This window comes from Labrys monachus (assembly GCF_030814655.1).
GTDB classification, from domain to species: domain Bacteria; phylum Pseudomonadota; class Alphaproteobacteria; order Rhizobiales; family Labraceae; genus Labrys; species Labrys monacha.
Window position 1 is genome coordinate 2,718,968 of sequence record NZ_JAUSVK010000001.1, and the last position, 24,710, is coordinate 2,743,677.

The 24,710-nt window shown below is 66.4% G+C and carries 19 protein-coding genes, 1 tRNA gene and 1 riboswitch; of the genes, 6 read left to right on the top strand and 14 right to left on the bottom strand.

Features of this window, described 5'->3' with window-relative positions; translation table 11 throughout:
• Position 1: 1 nt before the first annotated feature.
• The 7 genes from xylB to J3R73_RS12325 all read right to left on the bottom strand — a co-directional run bounded on the left by xylB (position 2) and on the right by J3R73_RS12325 (position 5,333).
• Positions 2-1,456 (bottom strand): xylulokinase, encoded by a 1,455-nt coding sequence (gene xylB / locus J3R73_RS12295; protein WP_307426951.1) that lies wholly within the window; start codon positions 1,454-1,456, stop codon positions 2-4.
• A gap of 3 nt (positions 1,457-1,459) precedes the next feature.
• The gene (locus tag J3R73_RS12300) at positions 1,460-2,101 is read right to left on the bottom strand and encodes an SIS domain-containing protein (protein ID WP_307426953.1); all 642 of its coding nucleotides are present in this window, start codon (positions 2,099-2,101) and stop codon (positions 1,460-1,462) included.
• A 152-nt stretch (positions 2,102-2,253) separates the two neighbouring features.
• On the bottom strand, positions 2,254-3,189 hold the full coding sequence (locus tag J3R73_RS12305; protein ID WP_307426956.1) for a sugar-binding transcriptional regulator: 936 nt from the start codon (positions 3,187-3,189) through the stop codon (positions 2,254-2,256).
• A 384-nt stretch (positions 3,190-3,573) separates the two neighbouring features.
• Positions 3,574-3,798, bottom strand: coding sequence for a hypothetical protein (locus tag J3R73_RS12310; RefSeq protein WP_307426959.1), 225 nt, complete (start codon positions 3,796-3,798; stop codon positions 3,574-3,576).
• Positions 3,799-3,977: 179 nt separating this feature from the next.
• Positions 3,978-4,054 (bottom strand) — tRNA-His (locus J3R73_RS12315).
• Positions 4,055-4,228: 174 nt separating this feature from the next.
• Complete coding sequence (locus J3R73_RS12320; protein ID WP_307426961.1) at positions 4,229-4,678, bottom strand: phasin; 450 nt, start codon at positions 4,676-4,678, stop codon at positions 4,229-4,231.
• Between the two features lie 271 nt (positions 4,679-4,949).
• Positions 4,950-5,333 carry a phasin gene (locus tag J3R73_RS12325; RefSeq protein ID WP_307426964.1) on the bottom strand — a complete coding sequence of 128 codons (384 nt, stop codon included), beginning with the start codon at positions 5,331-5,333 and terminating at the stop codon, positions 4,950-4,952.
• A gap of 332 nt (positions 5,334-5,665) precedes the next feature.
• Here J3R73_RS12325 and J3R73_RS12330 point away from each other — a divergent pair, with 332 nt between their 5' ends.
• The 6 genes from J3R73_RS12330 to bluB all read left to right on the top strand — a co-directional run bounded on the left by J3R73_RS12330 (position 5,666) and on the right by bluB (position 12,956).
• Entirely contained in the window at positions 5,666-8,563 is a 2,898-nt protein-coding gene (locus J3R73_RS12330; RefSeq protein WP_307426967.1) for a PAS domain-containing sensor histidine kinase, read from the top strand.
• Between the two features lie 113 nt (positions 8,564-8,676).
• Positions 8,677-9,045, top strand: a complete 369-nt coding sequence (locus J3R73_RS12335; RefSeq protein ID WP_307426970.1) for a hypothetical protein — start codon at positions 8,677-8,679, stop codon at positions 9,043-9,045.
• Positions 9,046-9,130: 85 nt separating this feature from the next.
• On the top strand, positions 9,131-10,501 hold the full coding sequence (locus J3R73_RS12340; RefSeq protein ID WP_370880079.1) for a PepSY-associated TM helix domain-containing protein: 1,371 nt from the start codon (positions 9,131-9,133) through the stop codon (positions 10,499-10,501).
• Positions 10,502-10,582: 81 nt separating this feature from the next.
• The gene (gene copC / locus J3R73_RS12345) at positions 10,583-10,951 is read left to right on the top strand and encodes a copper homeostasis periplasmic binding protein CopC (protein ID WP_307426975.1); all 369 of its coding nucleotides are present in this window, start codon (positions 10,583-10,585) and stop codon (positions 10,949-10,951) included.
• Positions 10,948-11,832 carry a copper homeostasis membrane protein CopD gene (gene copD / locus J3R73_RS12350; RefSeq protein WP_307426978.1) on the top strand — a complete coding sequence of 295 codons (885 nt, stop codon included), beginning with the start codon at positions 10,948-10,950 and terminating at the stop codon, positions 11,830-11,832. Before copC ends, copD begins: the two co-directional genes overlap by 4 nt.
• A 117-nt stretch (positions 11,833-11,949) precedes the next feature.
• Positions 11,950-12,127: riboswitch (cobalamin riboswitch) on the top strand.
• 43 nt (positions 12,128-12,170) lie between these two features.
• Positions 12,171-12,956 (top strand): 5,6-dimethylbenzimidazole synthase, encoded by a 786-nt coding sequence (bluB, locus tag J3R73_RS12355; RefSeq protein WP_307426982.1) that lies wholly within the window; start codon positions 12,171-12,173, stop codon positions 12,954-12,956.
• A gap of 15 nt (positions 12,957-12,971) precedes the next feature.
• On the opposite strand, the gene J3R73_RS12360 is transcribed toward bluB, so the two are convergent.
• The 7 genes from J3R73_RS12360 to J3R73_RS12390 form a co-directional block, all read right to left on the bottom strand.
• A complete protein-coding gene (locus tag J3R73_RS12360; RefSeq protein ID WP_307426984.1) occupies positions 12,972-14,510 on the bottom strand; it encodes an efflux transporter outer membrane subunit in 1,539 nt (512 codons plus the stop codon).
• A gap of 3 nt (positions 14,511-14,513) precedes the next feature.
• A complete protein-coding gene (locus J3R73_RS12365; protein ID WP_307426986.1) occupies positions 14,514-15,827 on the bottom strand; it encodes an efflux RND transporter periplasmic adaptor subunit in 1,314 nt (437 codons plus the stop codon).
• Positions 15,814-18,966, bottom strand: coding sequence for an efflux RND transporter permease subunit (locus J3R73_RS12370; RefSeq protein WP_307426989.1), 3,153 nt, complete (start codon positions 18,964-18,966; stop codon positions 15,814-15,816). Before J3R73_RS12370 ends, J3R73_RS12365 begins: the two co-directional genes overlap by 14 nt.
• Before the next feature lie 91 nt (positions 18,967-19,057).
• Complete coding sequence (locus J3R73_RS12375) at positions 19,058-20,431, bottom strand: sensor histidine kinase (protein WP_307426992.1); 1,374 nt, start codon at positions 20,429-20,431, stop codon at positions 19,058-19,060.
• Positions 20,432-20,490: 59 nt separating this feature from the next.
• A complete protein-coding gene (locus J3R73_RS12380) occupies positions 20,491-21,168 on the bottom strand; it encodes a response regulator (protein WP_307426995.1) in 678 nt (225 codons plus the stop codon).
• Between the two features lie 670 nt (positions 21,169-21,838).
• On the bottom strand, positions 21,839-22,078 hold the full coding sequence (locus J3R73_RS12385; protein ID WP_307426998.1) for a hypothetical protein: 240 nt from the start codon (positions 22,076-22,078) through the stop codon (positions 21,839-21,841).
• 817 nt (positions 22,079-22,895) lie between these two features.
• Entirely contained in the window at positions 22,896-24,182 is a 1,287-nt protein-coding gene (locus J3R73_RS12390) for a porin (RefSeq protein ID WP_307427001.1), read from the bottom strand.
• Between the last annotated feature and the right edge of the window lie 528 nt (positions 24,183-24,710).

A 24,710-nucleotide genomic window follows, 5' to 3' on the forward strand; every position in this document is an offset into this window, starting at 1 on the left:
CTTACGCGCGTTGGGTTGCAGATGCGGCCGCCGCAGCCTGGCGATAGGCCTGCCTGACGGCGCCGGGATCGGCGCCCATCGGCTCGGCCGCGATTTCAAGCGCCGGCGCCCACGCCGCCGCGATCGCGTCGGTCGCGGCCGCGGTCAGCGCCGCAGCGGCTTGCACCGCTGCGCCGGCGGCGGCGGTTTCCGCCAGCGGGCAGACCCAGACGGGGCGGCCCGTCAGATCCGCGAGGATCTGCCGATAGGCTTTCGAGCGGGCCGCCCCGCCCGTCAGGATGAGCCGGCCGCCCTGCGGCACCCCGTGCCGGGCGAGCAGATCGCCGCCCTCCAGAAGGCCGCAGAGCACGCCTTCGATGGTGGCCCGCGCCATGCAGGCCCGCGTGAGGGTCGAGCGCAGGCCGAGGAGCGTTCCAGTCGCGTCCGGCAGGTTGGGGGTTCGCTCCCCATCGAAATAAGGCACGAGGACGAGCCCGTCGGAGCCGAGGGGGGCTTCCAGCGCCAGTTCGTCGAAGCCCTCATAGGACAGGCCGAGCAGCCGGCGGATGGCATCGGTGACCTTGGCCGCATTGAGCGTCGTCACCATTGGCAGGAAGCCGTCCGCCGCGTCGGCATAGCCGTTGATCGCACCCGTGACATCCTTCACGCCGGTGCTGGACCGGCCGTAGATCGTGCCGCTGGTGCCGAGGGAGACGACGATATCGCCTTCCAGCACGTTCAAGCCGAGGGCCGCCGTCATGTTGTCGCCGGTCCCCGCACCGACGACGGCTCCCGCGAGGGCGCCGACGCCTGCGGCATCGCCGACGATGCCGGCACGTTCGTTGGAGGCCACGATCGCCGGCAGCTTGGCAGACCAGTCGATGTCCGGCACGGCGAGGTCCGCGAGCGCGAAGTCCCACGCGTTCCGGAAGGGATCGAAATAGCCGGTGCCCGACGAGCCGCCGCGCTCGGTGACGGCGCGCCCGGCGAGGCGATAGACGATATAGTCGGAAGGCAGCATGACGCGCCTGGCCCTGGCGACGAGGCCGGGATGGTTGCGCTCGGTCCAGGCGAGCTTCGATACGGTGAGGGCGGGAGCGGGCACCGAGCCGGTTCGCTCCGCCCATTCCGACGCCGGCAATGCCTTCAGCAACCGTTCGGCGTCCGGCGCCGATTGCGTATCGTTCCAGAGCTTGGCGGGCCGCAGCGAGCGATCGGCGCCGTCGAGCATGACGAGACCGTGGCCCTGGCCGCCGACGGAGATGGCGGCGATGCGTGGAAGATATCCCTCGATCTGGGCGAGACAGGCCCTGAGAGCGTCCCACCAGGCTTCCGGCGCCTGCTCGCTGAGGGGCGGCGTGGTGGGGGGATGCGGGGCTCGTGCTTCCGCGACGACTGCGCCGTCGTCGAGGCGGCGAAGTTGCACCGTGCATGACTGCGTGGAGGAATCCACGCCCGCGACGAGGTCCCGTGCCATCGGCTACCCCTTCGTCGGCGCGCCGGCCAGGCGCTGGAGGCTTGTCGCCGCGTCCCGTCCGACGGCACCGGAGGGATGGGTGTAGAGCAGGCGCTGCCAGTCATAGTCACGGCTGACCCGCCCGATTTCGGCGAGGGCATCGAGAAGCGCCGAGATTGCGAGCGAGCTGCCCGTCGCGACGACCGAGCCGAGATCGGCGTCGTCGTCGAGCGAGAAGCAGATGACATGATCGGCCAGGACGGCCAGCGCGGAAGCCGGCGCGGCGGTGATGGCGATGACGCCGGCGCATAGCGGCCTCGCCCTGCTGCAGAACGTGTTGAGCTCCTCGGAGCTGCCGCCCTTCGACAGGGCGATCACGAGATCCTGCGGCTGAAGCACGCCGAGCCCGCCATGCAGGCCGTCGCCCGGCGAGAGGTAGAAGGCGGGCGTCCCGCACACCGACATCAGATGGGCCGCGCGCGCGGCGATGGTCCCCGATGTGCCGCTTCCCGTGATCAATATCTTGCCGGTGGCCGATGCGATCGCCCGGGCGGCGCGCACGAAGCCGGAGTCGATGGCGCGGGCCATGCCGTGCACGGCGCGCCCTTCGGCTTCGATCACCGCGCGCGCCAGTTCCGCCAACCCTTCGTCGCTCAATGCCGGCACCTGGCTGCCTCCCGATGGAATATTGTTGCCGCCAGCATAGTGACGTCGAGCGCTTTGCGTCAAGAGAGCATATGTGTGCTCAAATGAGCGAATTATGCGGGCGCGAAAAAGCCTTTCCCGGCGAGCTGTGCCGGAACTCGGATGGCGGCGGTTTAGACGAGCAGGCGGCGGGCGACGCCGGCGTCGGTCACGAGGACATCGACCCAATTGCCGCGGAGGACGGCGGCGATGGCCTCGGCCTTCTGCAGGCCGCCGCCGATGCCGATGATCTCGGGAACATGCTCGAGCTGCTCACCGGTGATCGTGATGCCCTGTTCGTCCAGCCTGCTGGGAATTTCCTGGCCGTCCGAGCCGATCAGCGATCCGCACACATCCGCCACGACGCCGGCGGCGAGGGCCTCCCGGCGCCAATCGTCGGGAAAGCCCGAACACAGGCAGGATTCCGCCGGATTCCATGAGCCGATGCCGACGACGAGGACGTCGATGCTGGCATATTTCTCGATCGCCGCCGCGACGGCGGGCTCCTGCCGCAGGCGCTGGGCCAGCGTCGGATCTTCGGTCCACATGGGACCGTAGATCGGGTAGGCCTTGCCACCGCTCAGGCTGGTCAGCCGGCGGACGAGTTCGACGGGATTTTGCGAGATCTCGAGGCCTCCCGGCGTGCCCGCCACCTGGACGACGTCGACCTTGGGCAGATGCACCAGGGCTCTCGCCATGGCCGCGAGGGTCCGGCCCCAGGCGACGCCGAGCGTCTGGCCATCCTCCAGCCTCTCGTCGAGCAGGGAGGCGGCGAGATTGCCGAGCGGCGTGGTGAGATCGCTCGTCGACATGTCCGGACCGTCCAGAACCAGCACGGCCTTCAGGCCGTATTTGTTACGCACGGCCTGGCCGAGCTCGGCATTCAGGTCATCGGGTTCGGTGATGACGAACTGCACGATCTTCTGTTCGATGGCGGCATCGATCAGGCGGGCCACCTTGAAGCGCGAGACGCCCAGCTCATCGGCGATCTGTGACTTCGTCTGTTGCCCCAGGAAGTAGCGGCGGGCGGCGAGCGCGGCCTGGACGCGCTGCAGGGGACGACGGGGCATGGGAGCACTCGGAGTTGGGAAGGTCGACGGTCCGCAGAAGGCCGTCCTGCGGCTGCAGGAACCCGGCGACGATAAGTCACGTTTCGCTCGTATGAGCAAGAGAGACGCTCCGGCGAGCGTCGGCTCGCCTCGTTTGGCGCGCGGACACGGCAGTGCAACCGAGGCGCCAGGGCCTGATGGCTTCAAATGGGAATGAAGGGCCCCCGCCGGCCCCTGCGACGCGCAGCAGCTCGCGCGTGGAGCCTCCTATGCTATGGCGTGCAAGCCGCGGTCGAGGACGCCGACCGCATCGCCGAGCAGTACACGGCATATTTCAGTCGAGGGCGGCGATCGGCCGAGGGCGGCGATCGGCGGCGTGAGAGCGCGCGCGGGTATGGCCCGGCCTCAGCTTTCCACCAAATCGAGCCGGCGCTCGATCCGGTCCAGCCGCCCTTCGATGCGATCGATGCGGACGGAAAGACCGGTCATCTGCACATGCACATGCGCGACTTCGGTTTCGAGATTGCCGACGCGCGTCTTCAGGTCCCCGAGATCCTCGACCATGCGGTCGAGCTTGGCGTCCATGCGGCACAGCATCCGGAGAATGAGGCTGTCGGGCTCGTCGTTCATGGCGAAAACGTACCGCAGATCTGGGGGGACGTCGACCAGTACCCACATCGGCAAAGATTTGGATGCCGAATTCGCGGCGCGCCGTGCCGCTTTTGTCAAACCTTCCGCGGAAGGTGTCAAACCGCCTGTCGGGATGCCAAGGCTAAAAAAGAGACCAAAGGCAAGATCAATGGCATAAGTGGTACAGTTGGGTGGACTCGAACCACCGACCTTCGGAGCCACAATCCGACGCTCTAACCAACTGAGCTACAACTGCATCCTGGCGAAGCGTTTAGCGGGATCGACCCGCCATTTCAAGTGTGCATCGAACGGTTGGCCGGGAATAAATCGCACCGCCATGGGGCGTGGGCGGAGGATGGCGCCGCCGCGGTCGTCAAAAAGCCCGGAATTCGATTCCGGGCCTTGTCGGTCGGTGCTGTCAGCCAGGAGGTCAGATGGCGGGACGGAAGCTCTTCTCGACCTGCGCCTTCACCGGTGCGATCGTCTCGTTGGCGACCTTCTGGGCGAGCTCGCCGAATTCCTTGACCTGAACCGTCACCGTCTCGCTCTGCTTGCGCAGGAAGGAGGTGTTGAGTTCGATGATGTCCGACAGCGTCTTCACGCCGAACAGAGCGATGGCATGGTCGAAGGAGGCGTTCGCATTGGTCCGGGCCGATTCGAGCACCTTGAGGCCGAGCGTCGAAGCGCCTTTGGACGCGGTCGTGTAGGCGCCTTCGAAGGCATCCGAAGCCTCGTCCGTGACAGCCTTGATCTTGGTATAGGTGTCCTTGGCCTGGGCGGCGCCCTTTTCGGCAAAGTCACGCACCGAAGCGGGGATTTCGAGCTTGGAAAGATTTTCGAAGGCCATTTCGGTCTCGGACTTGTTCTTGGCGGCGACCATGGGGAAGCTCCTTGGACAGAGAGAGGGGGGAGGGGCGGGGCCAATCCGGCCTGGCGGAAAATCCGTAAGGACGAGCCCTGCAGGCTGAATGCGCCTACTCAGGCGCCTTAACTGCCTCAATCTATAGCAAATGCCCGTGTGCGATGCAATAACAATGTTGCACCGCACAATGAAAGCTTCTCGATTTTCGCGGCGGCGCGCTCCCTGCCATCGTGCCTTGTCCGCGAGGGCGGGCGGGCCGCTTCCCGCCGCCGGTCGCCTTGCCCGGAGATCACTTGCCTCGGGGCTTGGCCACGTCGGTGGCCAGCTTGCCGGCGCTGGAGCCGATGTCCTTGGCCTGTTCACCGAAGGCCTGGAGCTGGCTGCGGATGAACTCGCTCTGCAAGTGCAGCACCTGCTGCGGATCGCCGGCCTTCACGACCTTCGACGCAAAGTCGAGCGCCGCGGCGACGTTCTGCTCGGCATAGGTCAGCGCCTTGCGGCTGATGTCCTTGGTGCCTGCCTGAAGGGTGTCGCTGGACTCCTCCAGCGCCCCCGCCGCCTTGAAGGCGGCGCCCATGAAGCTGTCGAAGGCTTTCTTGGCCTGCTCGACGCTTTTTTCCGCCACCTCGCGCATGTCTGCGGGGATTTCGAAGTTCGGTGGTCTGGTTGCCATGAAACATCCTCCGTCAGCCGGCCTGGCGCGCCTTGCCGCCACGCGGGACGGGGGGGACGATAACCCAGCCGCTGGATTTTTGCCCGCGTTTTTCACGTTCTGCGGCGACCGGGGTCGGCATCATCGGGGGCTCGGCCCGGTTAACCATGTGCGGCAACAGGCGGGGAAGGAGCCGGCGCGGCGATTTACCGTTTTGTTTTCCATCTATATTCATATTTTGTTAGGAATTGAGGCGGTCCGCGCTCTGCACGGGCGTGCCGAGCCGCTGCCGCATCATCGGCCGCTGTGGAGCGGCCCGGCCGAGGGCCGGGTCTCGGAAGACTGGGGAAGACATGATCGAGGCTATGCTGCGGACGGCTTTGATGGTCGATCAGCGCCTGCAGGCTCTGATGGATGATCCGCGCCCGGCCTTCGTCTGGCATCTGGACGGCCGTTCGCTGGTCTGGGCCAACCGCGCGGGAGGAGACAGCCTCGGCCTGTCCCCGGCCGACATCGTGCGCCAGGAGTCGAACGCCGCGGTCGTCGCCTTGTCGTCCCAGATCGCGGCGATCGCCCGCAAATTGCCGCGGCCCGGCGCCATGCGGCTCGAGCGCCTGCGGCTTCCCGGGATGGGCGCCCTCGATACGCTTGCCTGTGCCTGCCGATCCTTCGCCGGGCCCGAGGGCTTTCTTGGCCTGATGGTGCAGGCTCTCGATCCGCCCCGCCGCGGCAGGCGCCCGCCGGCCTGGGCGCCGCCTTCGGTGGTCGAGACCCTGCCGCCGCTCGCCGCTCCCGAGCCCCAGCCCGAGGCGCCGGTGCGCACGCCCTATGAACGCAAGGGGGCATGGAGCTGGGTGGACCAGGAGGGCGAACGGGGCCAGGCTGCGAGGCCTGCCGACCCACCTGCGCGTCCGGCGGCAGCCGAGCCGGTCCGGATCCCGCGCGACAGGCCGGTGCGCTTCGTCTTCCATACCGACGCCGCAGGCCGCTTCGTCTCGGTCTCGAGCGACCTTGCCTCCGTGCTGGGGAAGCGGGCGGAAAAATGGGTGGGCAAGCGCTTCGAGGAGATCGCGGCGGAGGAAGGTTTCCGCGGCGGCGAGGCGATCGGCGCTGCCTTTGCCGCCCGGGAGACCTGGACGGCGCTCACCTTCCTCTGGCGCGACGAGGGAAGGCGTGAGGAGACGATGTTCACGCTCAGCGCCGCTCCGGTGTTTCGTCGCCGGCTTTTCGCCGGCTTTCGCGGCTTCGGCATCGCCGATCCGCCCCGGCCCCTCGCTGTCCTGCCTGCCGTCGCCGCGCTTCCCGCTCCCATCGAGGTCTCTCCGCCGGCGATCGTCTGGCAGGAGGCCGAGCCCGGCGAGGACGACGAACGGGATTTCCCGCCGGCGCCGTCCAATCCGGTCATCGACATCGCCGAGGCCCGCAATGCCCGGCAGCCGGCCGGCGGCAAGGTCGTCCGTCTGCACGGCAAGCCGGGTAGCGGCGAGCGCCACGGCGGTCTGACGCCGACGGAGCGCAATGCCTTCCACGAGATAGCCCGCGCGCTGGGAGCCCGGATCGAAGGCGGCATGAAGCCCCTGCCGGAACCGGCGTCGAGGCCCGAAGCCGCGGCACCCGCCGCGCCGCCGCCGGCGGACGAGGAGGCTGCGCGGCAGGCCGAGGACGAGGCCATGTGGCGCGCCGACATCGAGGCCGAGCCGGCCCCCGAAGAGCCTGCGTTCGAAGAGCCCGCGTTCCAAGAGCCCCGGCCGCGGGATGCCGCCGATGCGTCTTCGGGGCAGGGCCGGCTCGAGGAGGTGCCCGTCGCCCTGATCGACCGCCTGCCGATAGGCATCTTCGTCGCGCGCGGGGACGAGCTGCAATTCGCCAACCGCACCATGCTCGACCTGCTGGGCTATGAGGATATCGACGCGATCCACAGGGCTGGCGGGCTCGACAACGTCTTCGCGGGCACCGGGCTCGTCAGCCTGTCGGCGGGCGAGGAGGCGTGCTATCCGGGCGTGCTGCTCCGGACGGCGGCCGGCGAGACCATCGTCGTCGACGGCCGGGTGCAGACGACGCAGTGGTGCGGCGAAAGCGCCCTCCTGATTTCCGTGCGCCGTCCCGCCGCCGCGGCCAATGACGAGAAGCTGCGCTTTGCCGAACGCAAGGCCGACGAATTGCAAGCCGTGCTCGACACGGCGACCGACGGCGTCGTCATCCTCGACGTCGAAGGGCGCATCATCAGCATCAACCGCAGTGCGGAAGCCCTGTTCGGCTATGAGCAGCGGGAAGTCGCCGGCAAGGATCTCCTGCTCCTCTTCGCGCCGGAGAGCCATCGCGCCGCCTTCGACTATCTCGACAGCCTGCGGGCCAACGGCGTCGCCAGCCTGCTCAATGACGGGCGGGAGGTGATGGGGCGCGTGCGGCAGGGCGGATCGGTGCCGCTCTTCATGACGATCGGACGTCTCGGCGACGACGGCAAACGCCTGTGCGCCGTGCTGCGGGACGTCACCAGCTTCAAGAAGGCCGAGGGCGAGCTCGTCGCCGCCAAGCGGCAGGCCGAGGAGGCCTCGTCCCAGAAGTCCGACTTCCTCGCCAAGATCTCGCACGAGGTCCGCACGCCGCTCAATGCGATCATCGGCTTTGCCGAGGTGATGATGGAAGAGCGTTTCGGCCCGATGGGCAACGAACGCTACCGCAGCTATGCCCGCGACATCCACACCTCGGGCGAGCACGTCATCAGCCTCGTCAACGACCTCCTCGACCTTTCCAAGATCGAGGCCGGCCGGCTCGACCTCGCCTTCACCAGCGTCAACCTCAACGAGGTGGTGCAGCAGTCGGTCAGCCTGATGCAGCCCCAGGCCAGCCGCGACCGCATCATCATCCGCATGGCGCTGGCCAACGGCCTGCCGAACGTCGTCGCCGACATCCGGAGCATGCGCCAGATCGTGCTGAACCTGCTGTCGAACTCGATCAAGTTCACCCAGGCAGGCGGCCAGGCGATCATTTCCACCACGCTGTCGGAGCGTGGCGAAGCGGTGCTGCGGGTGCGCGATACCGGCGTCGGCATGACCGAACGCGAGCTGGCCATCGCCATGGAGCCGTTCCGGCAGGTCGCCTCGACGACGCTGGGCGGCACCGGCCTCGGTCTGCCGCTCACCAAGGCGCTGGTCGAGGCGAATCGGGCGGCCTTCACCATCCAGTCGACGAAGCATGCGGGGACGCTGGTGGAAGTGATCTTCCCGCCGACGCGGGTGCTGGCGGAGTAGGGCGTTCCAGTGCCATGGGGCGTCCGCGCCCGCTGCCGCGGCATGGCTCCCGCCGGTCGAAACCGTCTTGACAGCGCCATCGCTTTGCCGTGGTCTGTGCCCGCATGAGATGGATGGACCAATCCGTTCTGAGGCGGACCATCGCCGCCCTGGTGATGCTGGCGCTGTCGCTGGCAGGCCTCGGGCGTGCGCTCGCCGCCGCCACGGACAGCGGCCCCGCCACCATCATCGTCGGCGGCTTCGTCATCTCGCTCTGCCATACTGACGACGGATCGGGATCGCCGCAGGACACCGCCCGTCACGATTGCTGCGACCAGTGCACGCTGCACGCGCCCGTGACCCTGCCGGGAGCGGCCGGGCTGGCGGCGCCCCTGCGGATCGTGCATGTCGTCGAATCCGAGCCGGCCGTCATGCCGGTGGCGGCGATCGCGCGGCCGCGCACGCCGCGCGTCTCGCAGGGGCCCCCCTTCGCACGAGCCTGAGCGTGCGAAATCCATTTCCGATCAAAAGCCCGGCCTGAATCGCGGCGCCTTCGCGCCCGCGTCGGCGCATGGGCGAACTCAGGACATCTTCATGGCTACCGCCGATCTGAGCCAGGCCCCTGGCTCGTCGCGCCTGTCGCTGCAACGAGCGATCTGGCGCTGGCATTTCTATGCCGGACTCCTCAGCGTCCCCTTCCTGATCCTTCTGGCGATCACCGGTTCGCTCTATCTCTTCAAGGGTGAGATCAATCACACCGTCTTCGCCTATCGCACCGTCGTCACCGAAACGGGCACGCCGGCTCTGCCGCCGAGCGCGCTGGTGGCGAAGGCCGTCGCGGCGCTGCCGGGATCGACGGCGACATCCTTCGGCGAGCCCGCCTCGCCGGCCGCGTCCGCCGTGGTGACGGTGACGACGGGAGACGGCCCGCATCTGGTCTATCTCAACCCCTATACCGGCGCCGTGCTCGCTACGATGCGCAGCGACCGCGAGCCGATGTATCTCCTCAAGAAGATCCACAGCCTCGAATTGTTCGGCACCTTAGCCAATCGCCTCATCGAGGCGATCGCCGGCTTCGCCCTCGTCCTGGTGGTGACGGGCTTCTATCTGTGGTGGCCGCGCGGCCGGTCCGGCGGCGTCCTTACGGTCCGTGCAACGCCCGGCCGGCGGATCTGGTGGCGCGACGTCCACGCCGTGACCGGCGCACTGGCGGGCCTCGTCATCTTCTTCCTGGCGCTGACGGGCATGCCGTGGTCGGGCTTCTGGGGCGCCAACCTCAGCACCTATTCGGCAAAGCTCGGCATCGGTTTTCCCGCGCAGCTTTGGGACGACGTGCCCAAATCGGCCCTGCCGACCCAGGCCGTTCTCCCCAATGCGGGTTGGGCGGTGGAGAACGCCCCCGTTCCCCTGTCGGCGCCCGCAGCAGGCGCCGCGCCGATCGGCATCGACCGGGCGATGGCGGTCGCCCATGGCCTCGGCCTTGCGCCCGGCTTCGAGATGGCCCTGCCGTCCGACGGAACGGGGGTCTACACCGCCGCGATCTATTTCGGTGACCTGTCGAAGGAGCGCACCGTCCACATCGACCAGTACAGCGGCAAGCCGATCGTCGATCTCGGGTTCAAGGATTACGGCCCCGTCGGCAAGGCGATCGAATTCGGCATCAATGTCCACCAGGGCATGGAATGGGGGCTCGCCAACCAACTGGTGATGCTCGCCACCTGCCTTTCCATCGTCCTGGCTTCGGTCTCCGCCGTGGTGATGTGGTGGAAGCGCCGGCCGGCGGGCAAGATGGGCGTGCCGCCCTATCCGGCCGATCCCGGCGTCTTCCGCTTTCTCTGGGCCGCCGCCGTTGCCGTGGGGATCGTCTTTCCGATCACCGGCCTCGCCGTCCTGGCGATGCTCGCCTTCGATCTCCTGGCGATCCGCACCATTCCTCCTCTCCGGCGAGCATTCGCCTGAGCCTGCCGCGGCGGGCAGGAGCCTGCCGCGATCCAAGCCGATGATCGGCGGCCGATCCGATCTCAACCTGAAGGTCATTCCATGTCCAAGACGTTCCAGAGCGCCGCCCTGGCGGCCATCGCCCTTTTCGCCCTTGCCGGGCAGGCGTTCGCCCATGCCCATCTCCAATCCGCCACCCCTGCGGTCGACGGCACGGTCGCCGCCGCCCCGACCGAACTCGACCTGAATTTCAGCGAGGACCTCAATCTGAAATTTTCGGGCGTGAAGGTCACCGGCCCCGGCAAGGCCGCGGTGGCGACCGGCGAACCCATGCTGATGAACAAGAACGCCACGCTGATGGTTCCCCTGTCGGGAACGCTCGGCGCGGGCGTCTACACGGTCAGCTGGCATGCCCTGTCCGCCGACGGCCACAAGACCCATGGCAGCTACAAGTTCACCGTGAAGCCATGATCGGCCCGGACGCCGCGCTCGACATCTGCCGGTTCCTGCATGACGCATCGCTGATGCTGGTATGGGGCGCGTCCGCCTATCTGGCCGTGCTCGTGCCGCGCAGGCTGGCTGACGACGTGGCGCGGCGTCTGCGCATCCCGGCCATCGTCGCGGTCGCGGCGGCGCTCGCCACGACGCTCGCGGCCCTGCCGATCGAGACGGCGACGATCGGGGAGGGGTGGAGCGCGGCCACCGATCTCGCCACGCTGCACGACGTCCTGTTCGACACCACCGTCGGCCGGGCCTGGCAGGCGCAGGCGGCGGGGGCGGCGCTGCTCTTCGCGGCGGTCTTTTTCCCGCTCCGGATCCGCAGGAAAGCCGTCGCGCTGGCCTCCGGCCTGCTCCTTGCCGGCGTGGCGCTCACCGGCCACGCGGTGATGCAGGACGGCTGGCTGCGCATCGCCCATGTCGCCAACGACGGCGTTCATGTCCTGTCGGCCGGGGCGTGGCTGGGGGCGATGGTTCCGCTGCTGCCGATCTTGGCGAGGCTGGACACGGCCGCCCGCCCGGAGGCGGGGCTCGCCCTGCGGCGCTTCTCCAATGCGGGCCATGTCGCCGTCGCTTTGGCGATCGCTTCCGGCCTCGTCAACACCTGTCTCGTCCTCGGCCGCCTGCCGACCGACTGGTCGTCGCCCTACCAGGCCCTGCTCGCCGCCAAGATCGCCGCCGTCGCGGCGATGACCGGCCTGGCGCTGGTCAATCGCTACGGCCTCGTGCCGCGTATGGCGCGGCGAGGCTCCGGTTCCGTCCGCCTGATCCGCTTCGCCACGCTCGCCGAGATCGTCCTCGGCCTGGGCGCCGTCGCGGCCGTGTCGGTGCTCGGAATGCTCGAACCCGTCTGAACGTCGCTGCCCGGCCGAGCCGGCTGCGGCGACAGAAGCAGGAGAGGGCGCGTCGCGGAGGGGTGCCGAACCGGCCTTCGCCGCGCAATCCCCCTTCTGCGCCCTCCCGCATCCGTGCTATGCAGCTCCGCCTTCGGTGCCCGCTGCGGCGGGAGAATCGGGAACACGGTCGATGCCGTGACGCGCCCAGCACTGTGAGGGGGACTGTCCGCATGAAAGCCACTCGCCGAGGCGGGGAAGGCGTGCGGACGGGTTGAACCCGAGTCAGGAGACCGGCCGAAGACGATAGATCGGCGCGCGCGGACGGCGCGGCGATCGCCATCGCAAGGGGAATGACGATGGATGATCCAGGCGGGGCGCTTGCGCCTTCCGCACCCTTTTCGTCCGCGGATCGCGATGCGGTCTACCGCGCCATCTTCACGCGGCGCGACGTGCGCAGCCAGTTCCGGCCCGATCCGGTTCCCGACGAGGTGCTCGCCCGCATCCTCGATGCCGGCCACCACGCCCCCTCCGTCGGGTTCATGCAGCCCTGGAGTTTCCTCGTGCTCCGCAGCGCCGAGACGCGCCGCCGGGTGCAGGCTTTGTTCGAGGCCGCCAATGCGGAGGCGGCGGCGATGTTTCCGCCCGAGAAGCAGGCGCTTTACCGCTCGCTGAAGCTGGAGGGCATCGTGGAGGCGCCGCTCAATCTGTGCATCACCTGCGATCCCGACAGGGCGGGGCCGGTCGTCCTCGGCCGCACGCACGACAAGGCGATGGACGCCTATTCGACCGTCTGCGCCGTCCAGAACATCTGGCTCGCCGCGCGGGCGGAGGGAGTGGGCATCGGCTGGGTCAGCATCCTCGACGGTGCCAGGCTGAAGCAGATCCTGGCGATCCCGCCGCGGGTGACCCTCGTCGCCTATCTCTGCCTCGGCTATGTGCAGGAGGCCTATACGAGGCCCGAGCTGGAGGTGAAGGGGTGGCGCCGCCGCCTGCCCCCGGAGGACGTCGTGCATTTCGAAGGCTGGGGCCGGAGCCTGCCGGACGAGCCGCTGCTGTCGTTGATGCGGACCGGCATGGCCGATCGGCTGGGCCTGGGCGAAGCGGCCTGTGCGCCAGGAGCGGGGCAGGCCGACCCCGGCTGATGCCGGCGACCGCCCTCATCGGGCGTCATGTCCGAGCAGGCTCCGGACGGCGGCCACCAGCGCCGGCTGCGGCTTCGGCGGGGCTGCGAAGGCGCGGTCGTCCTGCCAGCCGTCTCCCAAGGCCTGGTAGAGCGCGATGAAGGCCTCGGCGGCGGACTGCTGGGCCGATACATATTGCTTTTCCAGGTCATATTGCTGGCGCTCGGCGTCGATGACGTTGAGCGAATCGGTCAGCCCTCGCTGAAAGCGCTGGTTGGCGAGCCCGACCGCCTTGCGGCTGTCGCCCAGCGCCACGGAAAGCGCGCCGAGCCGGTCCTCCTGCCCTTTATAGGCGGCGGCGGCGACATCGACATCGCGGACGGCGTTCAGCACCGTCTGCCGGTATCGCGCCGCCGCTTCCTTCGCCTGCAGCCCCGCCTGCTGCACGAGGGCGTCGAGCCGGCCGAAATCCAGCAGGGGGACGCTGAGCGAGGGACCGATCGACCAGATGAGGCTGGCGGCATTCGGGCCGACGCCGGCGCCGCGGCCCTCCAGTCCGCCGCCGGCCGTCACGAAGAGCCGCGGGAAGAGGTCCGCGGTCGCGACGCCGATCTGGGCGGTGTCGGCGGCGAGCTCGCGTTCACCCTCCAGGATGTCCGGGCGCTGGCGCAGCAGGTCCGCCGGCAGGCCCAGCGGGATCCGTCCCGGCAGACGGGGGAAGGGTCCGGGCCGCTGGAGTTCCTTCGCCAGGGTCTCCGGAAATTCCCCGACCAGTCCGGCGATGACATATTGCTGTTGCCGGATTTCGGCCTCGATCGGACCCTTCTCGGCCTCCACCGTCGCAAGCTCGCGCTGGGCCAGGGTGAAGTCGAGTTCGTTGCTGATGCCGCGGCTGAACTGCTGCTGGTTCAGCCCGACATATTCGCGCAGGGCGCCTGCCGTCTCGCGCACCACATCGGCCTGCCGCTGGGCCGCGCGCATCTCGACATAGGCCCGGGCGACATCCGCCACGACCGAGACGAGGACGGAATGCCTGGCATCGGCGGCGGCCTGCCTGTCGGCCTGCGCCGCCTCCATCTCGCGCCTGTAGCGGCCGAACAGGTCGATCTCCCAGCCGCCGTCGAAACCGGCGATGCCGTCGACCTGCTTCGACTGCCGCCGCGTTTCGGCGGCGACGAGGGCAGAGGCGGCGCGGCCGCTGGCGAGGTCGGTGCCGGTGCCGCGCGCCGCGCCCGCGCTGAAGCCGGCGCTCGGCAGCGCACTTCCCAGCACGACCGCCTCCTGCGTCCGCGCTTCCTGCATGCGGTCGAGGGCGATCTCGAGGTCGGTATTGCCGGCGAGGGCGCGGGCGACAAGCGAATCGAGCTCGCGGTCATGCAGCGTCAGCCACCATTTCGCCGGGTCGACAGGCGCTTCCCGCATCGGGCCGCCCGCCTGCAGCCCGGCCGCGGCGAAGCGGCTGGGGACCGCCATCAGGGCGGGATGGTAGTCGGGGCCGACGGCGCAGCCCGCGAGGCAGGTCAGGGCCGCCGACCCCATGAGGAGGCGGCCGGCATCTCGGATGATCTTGAACATGGATCACCGGCCCGTCGAAGCGGTCGTCACGGCGCCGGGGAGCGCGTGGGTCCGGACGATCGCACCGTCGGCGATCTGGTTGCCGACATTGAGCGCGATCTTGTCGCCGACCGACACGCCGGAGCTCACATCCACCGTCGCGCCGTCGTCCCGGGAGATCGTGACGTTACGGAATTCGACGTCGCTCCGCTTGCCGATCATGGCGACCTCGGCGCCGCCGGAGCGGAAGATCAGCGCAGCGGCGGGAAGCTGCGCGGCGCCGTCCGACGGCACCCTGAAGGTCACGCTCACATAGAGCCCGGAGACGAGGGCGTGGTCGGCATTCGGGATGTCCACTTCCACCCGCAGCGTGCGCGTCTTCTGGTCGATCGAAGCGGCCGTGCGCGCGACGGTGCCGCGGAAAACCCGGCCGGCCGACGCGCTGGTGCGGATCTCGGCCGGCTGCCCGTTCCGGATGTCCTGCGCCTCGCTTTGGGGGACGTCGACGAAGACCCGGATCGGATCGTCCTTCACGATGCGGTAGAGCGGTGTTGTGCTCGCCGCGCTGCCCGCGGTCACCAGATTGCCGATATCGATGTGGCGCTGCGTGATCGTGCCGTCATAGGGGGCGATCACCTTCTTGAATTCGGTCAGTGTGGTGTAGCGGTCGACGTCGGCCCGCGCGAGGCCGACCTGCGCCTGCGCCTCCTTGAGCTGGGCCACCGCATTGTCGCAAGCCGCCTTCTTCTCCTCGCGCTCCTGCTCGGAAACGACGCCCGTCGGCGAATTCTTCCAGCGCTCATAGGTCGCCGTCGCGAAGACGACGTCGCTCTGGCGCGAGACGACGAGCGCCTGCGCCGCCGTGAGCCTGGCTTGCGCCGCCGTCAGCTGGGCGTCGAGGTCGGGCGTCTCGATCGTCGCGAGCACCTGGCCCCTGCGCACCTTGTCGCCGATATTGGCGGCCCAGTCGGCGACATATCCGTTGACGCGGGCATAGATGACGCTTTCGTACCAGCCCTGGGTTTCCCCGGGAAGCACGAGGGGAAAGGTCGGCGAGGATCGTCCGACCGTGAGGACGTCGACGGTCGGCGGCTCCGCATTCACCTGCGCCGTGGCCCGGGCCAATTCGTCCTCCTCGCGCGCCTTGAGATGGCTGACCAGCGAGAAGCAGCCGATGAGGACGAGGCCGACGACGCTGCCGGTGATCATGAATTTCCGGCGCGTCCCCGAAGGGGAGGCCCCGTGACCGGCCGAAGCGGCGAAGCCGTGGGCTTCCGGATCCGCGGCGACGACGGCCTCCGGTCGGGTCTGCACTTCCGCTTTCTCACTGACGGGCATGGCGAAGGATCCGATACAGGGTTGGAACGAGGATGAGGGTGGCGAATGTCGCGAAGAGCAGGCCGCCGATGACGGCGCGGGCGAGCGGCGCGTTCTGCTCGCCGCCTTCGCCGACGCCCAGCGCCATCGGGATCATGCCGAGGACCATGGCGCCGGCCGTCATCAGCACCGGGCGCATGCGCGTGAAGCCGGCGATTTCGGCGGCGAGCCAGGCGCTGTCGCCCGCCTCCATGCGCTGGTTGGCGAAGGCGACGATGAGGATGCTGTTGGCGGTCGTCAGGCCGATGCACATCAGCGTGCCCATCAGGGCGGGCACGCTGAGATGGGTCTGCGTCAGGAACAGCATCCACATCACCCCGCTGAGGGCGAAGGGGACGGCGATGAGGACGATGACCGGGTCCACCCAGCTCTGGAAGTTGATCGCCAGCAGGAAGTAGACCAGCACCACCGCCAGCGCCATGCCGCCGAACAGGCCCGAATAGCTCTGGCGCATCGTCTCGATCTGGCCGCCGAGCGTGACGGTCGTCGCCTTGGCCGACGGAGGCCGGTCCGCCGCGATCACCCTGTCGATGTCGGCGGCGACGGATGCGAGGTCGCGTCCCTGCACGTCGGCGTTGACGTCGAAGACCGGCCGCAGATTGTATTGCGACAGGGCCATCGGGGTGGCGTCGCGCCGGAAATGGGCGACATTCGTCAGCAGTTCGGTGCCGTGGGCGCCGGTTTGCGAGGTCACGGGCATGGTTCGCAGCGCCTGCGTGGAATCGATGCGGTAGGTCGGCATCTGCACGACCAGGGGGTAGCTCACGGCATTGTGCGGATCGATCCAGAAATTCGGCGTGGTCTGGGCGCTGGAATTGGTGGTCACCAGCATGTCGCCCGCCATCGTCCGCTGGTCCAGGCCGAACTCGGTCGCCAGCGTGCGGTCGATGTCGATGCCGAGGGCGGGGGCGTCCGGCACCTGGAAGACATGGGCGTCGACGACGCCGGGAACGGCCTCAAGGTCGTGCACCAGCTTGGTCGCCAGGCCCCAGGCGAAGCCCTGGTCCGGTCCGGAGACGCGGACGTCGATCGGTTCCGGCTGGCCGAAATTCAGCACCTGGTCGACGATGTCCGCCGGCTGGAAGAAGAACTGCATTTCGGCGAACTTGCGCGGCAGAAGCCTTCTCAGGCGCTGAACCAGCAGCGCCGTCGGCGTGTGGACCTTCTTCAGCGAGATCAGGATCTCCCCGTCCATCGGGCCGACGGTGGCCGAATCGCTGAGGGCGAGATTGATGCCACTATAGGGCAGGCCGATATTGTCGAGGATGACGCTGATCTGGCCGCCGCCGACGATCTGGCGGATGGCGGCCTCGATCTGCGCGAAATCCTGCTGCGTTTCCTCCAGGCGCGTGCCGGGCGGGGCACGGACATGGAGCCGCATCTCGCCGGCATCGACCTGCGGAAAGAAGTCTTCGCCGAGTTGCGGGAACAGCAGGAGAGAGCCGGCCATGAGGATGGCGAAGAAGGCGATGGCGGTCTTGGGCTGGGAGAGGGCCGCCGCCAGGGTGTGACGATAGCCCGTCCTCAGCACGTTGAAGCCGGATTCGAACTTGCGGTGCGCGATCGCGAACAGGTTCCACCGGCCCGGCGGCACGGCCGGGCCGGCATCGGCATGATGCACGCTCGACCGCATCAGCGAGCGGAACAGGATCGGCACCAGCGTGAAGGAGAGCACCAGGCTGGCGATGAGCGACAGGCAGACCGACAGCGACAGCGGCGAGAACAGATATTTGGCCGTGCCCTGGAGCAGGAAGATCGGGACGAACACGATGCAGATGCACAGCGTGGACAGCAGGGTCGGAATGCCGACTTCGCCGGCGCCGCGGATGATCGCCAGCTCGAGCGGCTCCCGGCTGGCGAGATGGCGTTCGATGTTCTCGATGACGACGGTGCCGTTGTCCACGAGGATGCCGACCGCCAGGGCGAAGCCGCCGAGGGTCATCGTGTTGAGCGTCTGGCCGCCGATATACATCGCGAGGACGGCGGCGACGATCGAGAGCGGCACCGACACCAGGATGATGAGCGTCAGCCGCCAATTGCCGAGGAAGAGGAGGATCATCAGCGCGGTGAGGCCGGCGGCCATCGCGCCGCCCATCAGCACGCTGCCGAGGGCGGCCTTGACGAAGATCGACTGATCGAAGATGGCCTTGATGGAGACGCCCGGCGGCAGCACCTTCTCGATATCGGGAAGCGCGCTGCGGACGCCGTCGATCACCGCGAGCGTGGAAACGCCTCCGGTCTTGCGGATCGTCATCAAGGCGCCGGGGGTGCCGTCGACGGCCACCGAATTGGTCTGCACCTGGAAGCCGTCATGGACATGCGCCACGTCGCGCATGAAGATGACCTTGCCGTCCACCTGCTTGATCGGGAAGTCATTGATCCTGTCGATGACGTCCGGACTGTTGTTCATCGTCAGGGCATAGTCCCGCGTGCCGATCTTCACGTCGCCGGACGGCAGGATGACGTTCTGCTCCTGCAGCGCCCGGCTGACGTCCGACGGCGACAGGCCGCGGGAACTCAGCGCCTGCTGGTCGAGGTCGGCCATGACGACGCGGGGCTTGCCGCCATAGGGGTAGGGCACCTCGGCGCCGTGCACCACGGCGAGGTCCGGCCGGATGATGTTCTGTCCGAGGTCGTTGAGCTTGGTGTCCGGCAAGGAGGGGCTGGACAGGCTCAGCTGGATGATCGGGACGTCCGTCGCGCCATAGCGGATGACCAGCGGCGGCGTGATGTTCGGCGGCATGTATTTGAGGACGACGAGCGCGCTGCTCGACAGCTGCGAGATCGCCCGCGTGACGTCGGCGCCCTGGTGGAGATAGACCTTCTCGACGCCGACGCCGTCATAGCTGGTGGTCTCGATCCGCGCGATGTCGTCGACCAGCGACGCCATCTGCCTTTCGTGCAGTGTCAGGATCCTGTCCTGGATGTCCTTGGCGTCCATGCCATTATAGGTCCAGACGACGCTGACGACGGGAATGTCGATGTCCGGAAAGATGTCGATGGGCATGCGCAGCCCCGCACCGACACCCAGGATGCAGACCAGGATCAGGATCGAGATGACCGTATACGGCCTTCGTAATATATACGCGACGACAGACATCGGAACGATCCCGTTTGGGTACAGTTAAAGGCGCGTATCGCGACGGAATTGAATAAAAAGGCTCTCAAGACAGACGAGGGACGCCACGATATTATGTGGCCGCACTCGTCCGGGGATTTGTTTGACTGGAGAGCGGGAGATCGACTTCGACCGTCGTTCCCTGCGCTTCGGCACTCTCGACGCTGACCTGCCCGCCATGGGCCTGACAGATGGAGCGGACGATCGAAAGACCGAGGCCGGTCCCCTCGATGTCGCTCGATCGCGCGGTGCTCGCCCGGTAGAACCGCTCGAAGATATGCGGCAGCTCGGCCGGCGGAATTCCGATGCCGTTGTCCCGGACCTGCAGCTTGACCCCCGCATGGGAGGTCGTGATCGTCAGCACGATCTCGCCACCCGGCCGGGTATATTTGATGCTGTTGTCGAGGAGATTGACGACCGCCTGCTTCAGGCGAACCGTATCGCCGGTGACGAAGGCCGGCCTTGGAGCCTCCAGGCCGATGGCGATGTTCTTTTCCTCGCCCAGCAGGCGCATCTGCTCCAGCGTGGTGCGGACCAGATCGGCGAAGTCGAACACCTCCTGCTTCGTCTTCGCCTCGCCGGCATCGAGCCGGACCATGGCGAACAGGCCCTCGACGATATGGGAGAGGCGCTCGGCCTCCTCCAGCGAGCCGCCGATCCGGGTCGTGATCACCTGGGGCAGGTCCGATTCGCGAAGCAGCCCCTCCAATTCGCTGCGGATGATGGCGAGGGGGGTGCGCAGTTCGTGGGAGGCATCGGCCGAGAAGCGGCTTGCCTGCTCATAGGCCTGGTCGAGCCGTTCGAGCATCTGGTTGAGCGTCTGCGAGAGGTGCTCGATGGCGTCGCCGGTCTGCACGATCGGCAGTCTCTGGCGCTGGCCTCCGAAGCTGATCTTCTGCGCGGTGTCGCTGATGCTCTTGATGGGCATCAGCGCATGCCGGACGATGGCGACGCCGCCGAGCACGGTGATGGAGAAGAGGAAAGGCGCGCCGATGAAGAAGATCTCGAGCAACTTGTTCATGGCGGTGCGGATGGGCAGCGTCGAGGCGCCCATTTCGAAGACGTAATGCGTACCGGCTATATCGGCGTCGACGCCGACGAGCATGAAATTCGCGCTCTTCCTGAGCTTCTCCATCCGTTCGGAGATGACGCCGCTGTAGTCCCGCGGCAACGGAATATCGCCGCTGCTGAACGAGTGGTCGCTGGGGGCACCCGAAACATAGAGGATCTCTCCGTCCCGCTTGCTGATCCGTATGAAGCGGTCATTCTCCTCGGGAGAATAGACATCCTGGATCTTGCGATAGATTTCGCCGTTGCTGTATCCGGAGATGTCGGGAAGAACGTCCCGGCGCAGATGCTCCACTCGCTGCGTCAGATTGCTCAGCAGGTCGCCGTAAAGCCAGTCGTAAAGCCTGTAATATGTGTAGGTGCCGAATACCAATATCATCGCCAGTATGAAGGCCGTATACCATACGATTATTCTTACTTGTATGGATCGTATGTTCATCAGGTGCTGGAATCTCCGAAGATGTATCCGGCGCCTCGCACCGTCCTGATCAGCTTGTGCGGGTATCCCTCGTCGATCTTGTTGCGGAGCTGGCGGATATAGACCTCGACGATGTTGGTCAGGCTTTCGAAGCTCTGGTCCCAGACATGTTCGAGGATCATGGCCCGCGAAAGGACGCGGCCGGCATTGGCCGCCAGATATTCCAGCAACGCATATTCCTTGCCGCTGAGTTCGATGCGCCGGTCGGCGCGCTTGGCCCGGTGCGTCACGCGATCGAGTTCGAAATCGGCGATATGGATGACGTCGGTCTGTTGCGCCGACCGCCGCCTCAGCAGGGCGCGCACCCTGACGAGCAACTCCATGAAGGCGAAGGGCTTGGTGAGGTAGTCGTCTGCCCCGCTCTCGAAATGGGTGACCTTGTCCTGGACCGAGGATCTCGCGGTGAGCATGATCACCGGCGTCTCGCAGTCGTCCTGGCGGATCTGCTTGAGAATTTGCGTACCGTTCGGCTCGGGCAGCGTGATGTCGAGGATGACGAGGTCATAGGCGTAATTCGTCGCCATGAGGATGCCTTTGGCGCCGTTTTCGGCGACGTCGACGCCAAGGCCCTCGCTTTTCAGGTTATTGACGAGGGTGGCCGCCAACTTTTCTTCATCCTCAACTAATAGTAATCGCATTTTTATAGCGTCCGTATCCGTTTCGGCAGAGATGTTCTTATATAAGCAATGAAAATATGTAAGTTAAGATTCGTTCATGTCTCTCCGGTGAGTGAATATTAATTTTTTACTTTATTTCATCGAAATTCAACTGCTCGGCAAGCGTGTATCGCGGGGGCGGATGGTTGTGCCGGGAGCAGGTTGCGAACCTCGATGGTATAATTTTCCCGCGCGGCGTGTGGGCGACTCGCAATAGACGCGCCACAGCCGGGTCGGCCATTTCTTTGGCGGCATTATGGCGTCTGCGCTCCCGCGGAGAACGTTCCCACACCCGGACACCCGGACACCCGGACACCCGGACATCCGGTGCCGGCGATGCGTTGGGGAGCGCGGCCGTGGAGGGCACGTGCGGCGTCATGGATGGGACAGGCGGAATCGCGGCGAGGTGCATGGCCGGCTCGCCGGAATGGCGCTGTCCTCGCCGTCGAAGCCTGCCGGGGCGCCGGACGGCTGCCCCGATCCGGTGGCACGAGCGTGACCGGCTTTTGGGGGCGGGGGAACTCGGGCCGGCAGGCCTTGTTCGCGCGGAGGCGGCTTGCAAACAATTGCCCGCCGCCGGGCGGTCCCCGGCGGCGGGCAATGATGTCAGTCAGGTCCCGGCCGGGCCGCCTGTGGCGCGGCGCCGATCCGGTCAGCGGGCTCCGGGGAGGGACACGAAGTGAGGCCTGCCGGCGTCCGCCTTGCGCGCGGACTTCGACGCCTGGGTATGGAGTTGGGGAAGGGACGCTGCGCTCGCCTGATGCGCATAGAAATAATGTTCCGCCAGGATCGGGTTGTCCGGATAGTTCCTGTCGGCCGCGTCGGCGAGGGCGCTGGACGCGGACAGGGCAAGAAGGATGGCGGCGAGTGATGAAGGGATGATCTTGTTCATGGTCTGCTCCTCATGTTCGGCGGCATCGGCCGTCGTCGAGGGAGAAATTAGCGGTGGGGGGCTCATGCTGCAATTAAAAACGAGACGGTCAGGATTGAAATAAATGTGAGAAAAAGATGAGCCGGCTCTCCGGATTTGTGATCGATAACGTGTTTTAGGACGGAATATGCTCCATTCCTGCCTTTATTCGGAGGCGCCCGCCAAAGTCGGAGAAGGGCAAGGAGCTGTCGCAGCCCGCAGGCTCCCGATCTGGCGGCTATTTGCGGAACCAGCGGTATTCCCGCGTGCTCGCCATGCGCGCCTCAGCCGGGCAGCCGACGGCCTTCCGCCCTGTGACGATGGGTGGAAGCAAAACAGCCCGGATTGCTCCGGGCTGTTTCTGATGGATGCTTGGAGGTCACCATCATGGGATCCGGCCTCGCGAACCGGATATTTCCCCGCCCAGATTGTTGCCTGGCCGGAAAAATTCAGTTTAGTTCCACAAGTATATTAAATTGAGTGTCGTTACGCCTCGTTATGAAGATAAGCTACAGGTGAAAAAACCGTCAAGTCAATGTGAAAACATTCTCCAGCGGCAGGATGAATAAAACTTAATATAAATACTTTCTCATCGTAAATAGCGGGCCGTGCCGGTCCGACGGGGCGCCGCGTCCCCGATGAATGACAAGGCGACCCCGCTGGACGCGGAGCCGCCAATGCTGCGCAGGTCAGGCGGCGGGCCGGATGCCGCGACATCCGGCGTCGGACGCCTCGTCCTGCAAGGGGCTTCGTTCCAGCCGCCGATGCCCCTGTCGGCGACCGTCGTCTTCGTCGGGGCTCAGAAGGTGCGCTTGAGCCGCACGCCGGCCACCAGGGCGTTGGTCTTCTGCTTCGCCAGTTCCTCTCCATCGGCCAGCATCACCTGCGCGAGCCCCTTGGCATTGGTGCCGACATAGGACACTTCGGCGCCGATCGACATGTTCTTGACGATTTCATATTCGAGCTGGCCGCCCGCGACATAGGAGGTGAAATCGCCGTCGTCGAGCGCGCCGGACGGGGCGTTGTACCGACCGTAGCTGCCGAAGATCATGGCCTTCAGCTGGGGCGTCAGGTTGACACCCGCTTCGCCCGTGAGCGCCCAGCTGGTGGTGGTCTTGGTGCCGCCGCCGGCCACGATGTCGGCGTCGTAGGCATTCGGCGCGCCGGCGGGCGAGAACTGGTTGTTCCTCACGCCGGTGAAGGCGCTCGCGCCATTGCCGTAATCGCCTTCGAGGGCGACATAGGCGCCCGTCATCACGGGCAGGTTGACCGACAGGCCGGCGCCGAATGCGTAGCCATATTTGGTCTCGCCGGAGCTGAGCCCGAGCGCATCCGCCTCGTGGATGGCGCCCATCACCTGGGCCTTGCCCCAAGCGCTGTCATACAGGACGTTGGCGACGAAGTTCGGCATCTTCGTTCCGCCGTTCACCAGCGCGCCGTCCGCGCCGCCGAAGCCGCCGCGGCCGGAGCCGGGATCTTCCATCGAAACCGTCGCGCTCAGGCCGCCGCCGAACTGGGCCGTATAGGCCAGCAAATTCTGCGTGAAGATGCCCGATCCGAAGTAGGGGGCGAAATAAGTGTCGCCGAAATAATTATCGTAGAAGGAATAGAAGGATTCGGCATAGCCGGCGGTCAGGCCGCCGAACTGGATATAGGCCTTGTCCACGTAGAAGGTGCTGCTGGCGGTGGAATTGAATCCGGTCTGCCATTGCTGGCTCCCGGTCGTGCCCGTCAGCACGTCGATCAGGATGAACGAGCGCAGCAAGCCGTAATCCGTGTCGGTGCGGGCATCGAAGCCGAGCTGGAACCTGCCCTGGAAGGCCGTCTGGTTGGTGGCCCGGTTCGACTGTCCGGCCTGGCGGTTGGAATTGGTCGCCGTGTTGAAGCCGTAGTCGGCGCGGATGTTGCCGCTGATCTTCAGGCATGTATCAGTACCCGGAATATAGAAGAATTCCGGCCCGAACTGGGAGCAGACCTTCACATATTCAGCCGGCGCCGCCTTTTCCATCGGCAGATCGGCCGCGTGTGCGGCACAGGCGGTAGCGAGGCTTGCGGCTGCGCCGAGAAGTACTGCTTTTGATCTCATCTTATTGTCTCCGGGACGTAGATTGTTGTGGGCGCCGCCTGGTGCTCTGGCCGGTCTCGTCGGAGAACGGGACACCACGCGTCCGCATGCGGGGCACGATCACTCTGGATCGATGCGCGGAGACTGCTTCAAGTCTTTGATGTCGGCAATGTATATGGCGCGTAAAATCGCACGCAAAAATACAATTGCGGGGTCCGTGTTACATAAAAGACACTATTGTGCGTGTATTATTAGAATTTACTCATCCCTCTAGCGTATAAGTTTGCATAAACTACATTATACAACCAAAGGTATTATTGAATTTTAGACGGACATATTTGATAAATCCCGAGATTAACGAATTTTAATACAGGAAATCGATTCTGTCCGGGACGCCTTCATACTTTTCGGATGGCCTGAATGGCCGGAAGGGACACGGTCGTCGGGTGTCGCCCGCCTTAGCCGGGTCACGTTGATCCCCGCACCGTCGGGGAGGGGCTCAAAGAAGCAGCAGATGATATCTGAAGATTAAGTTTCACTAATCCAAGA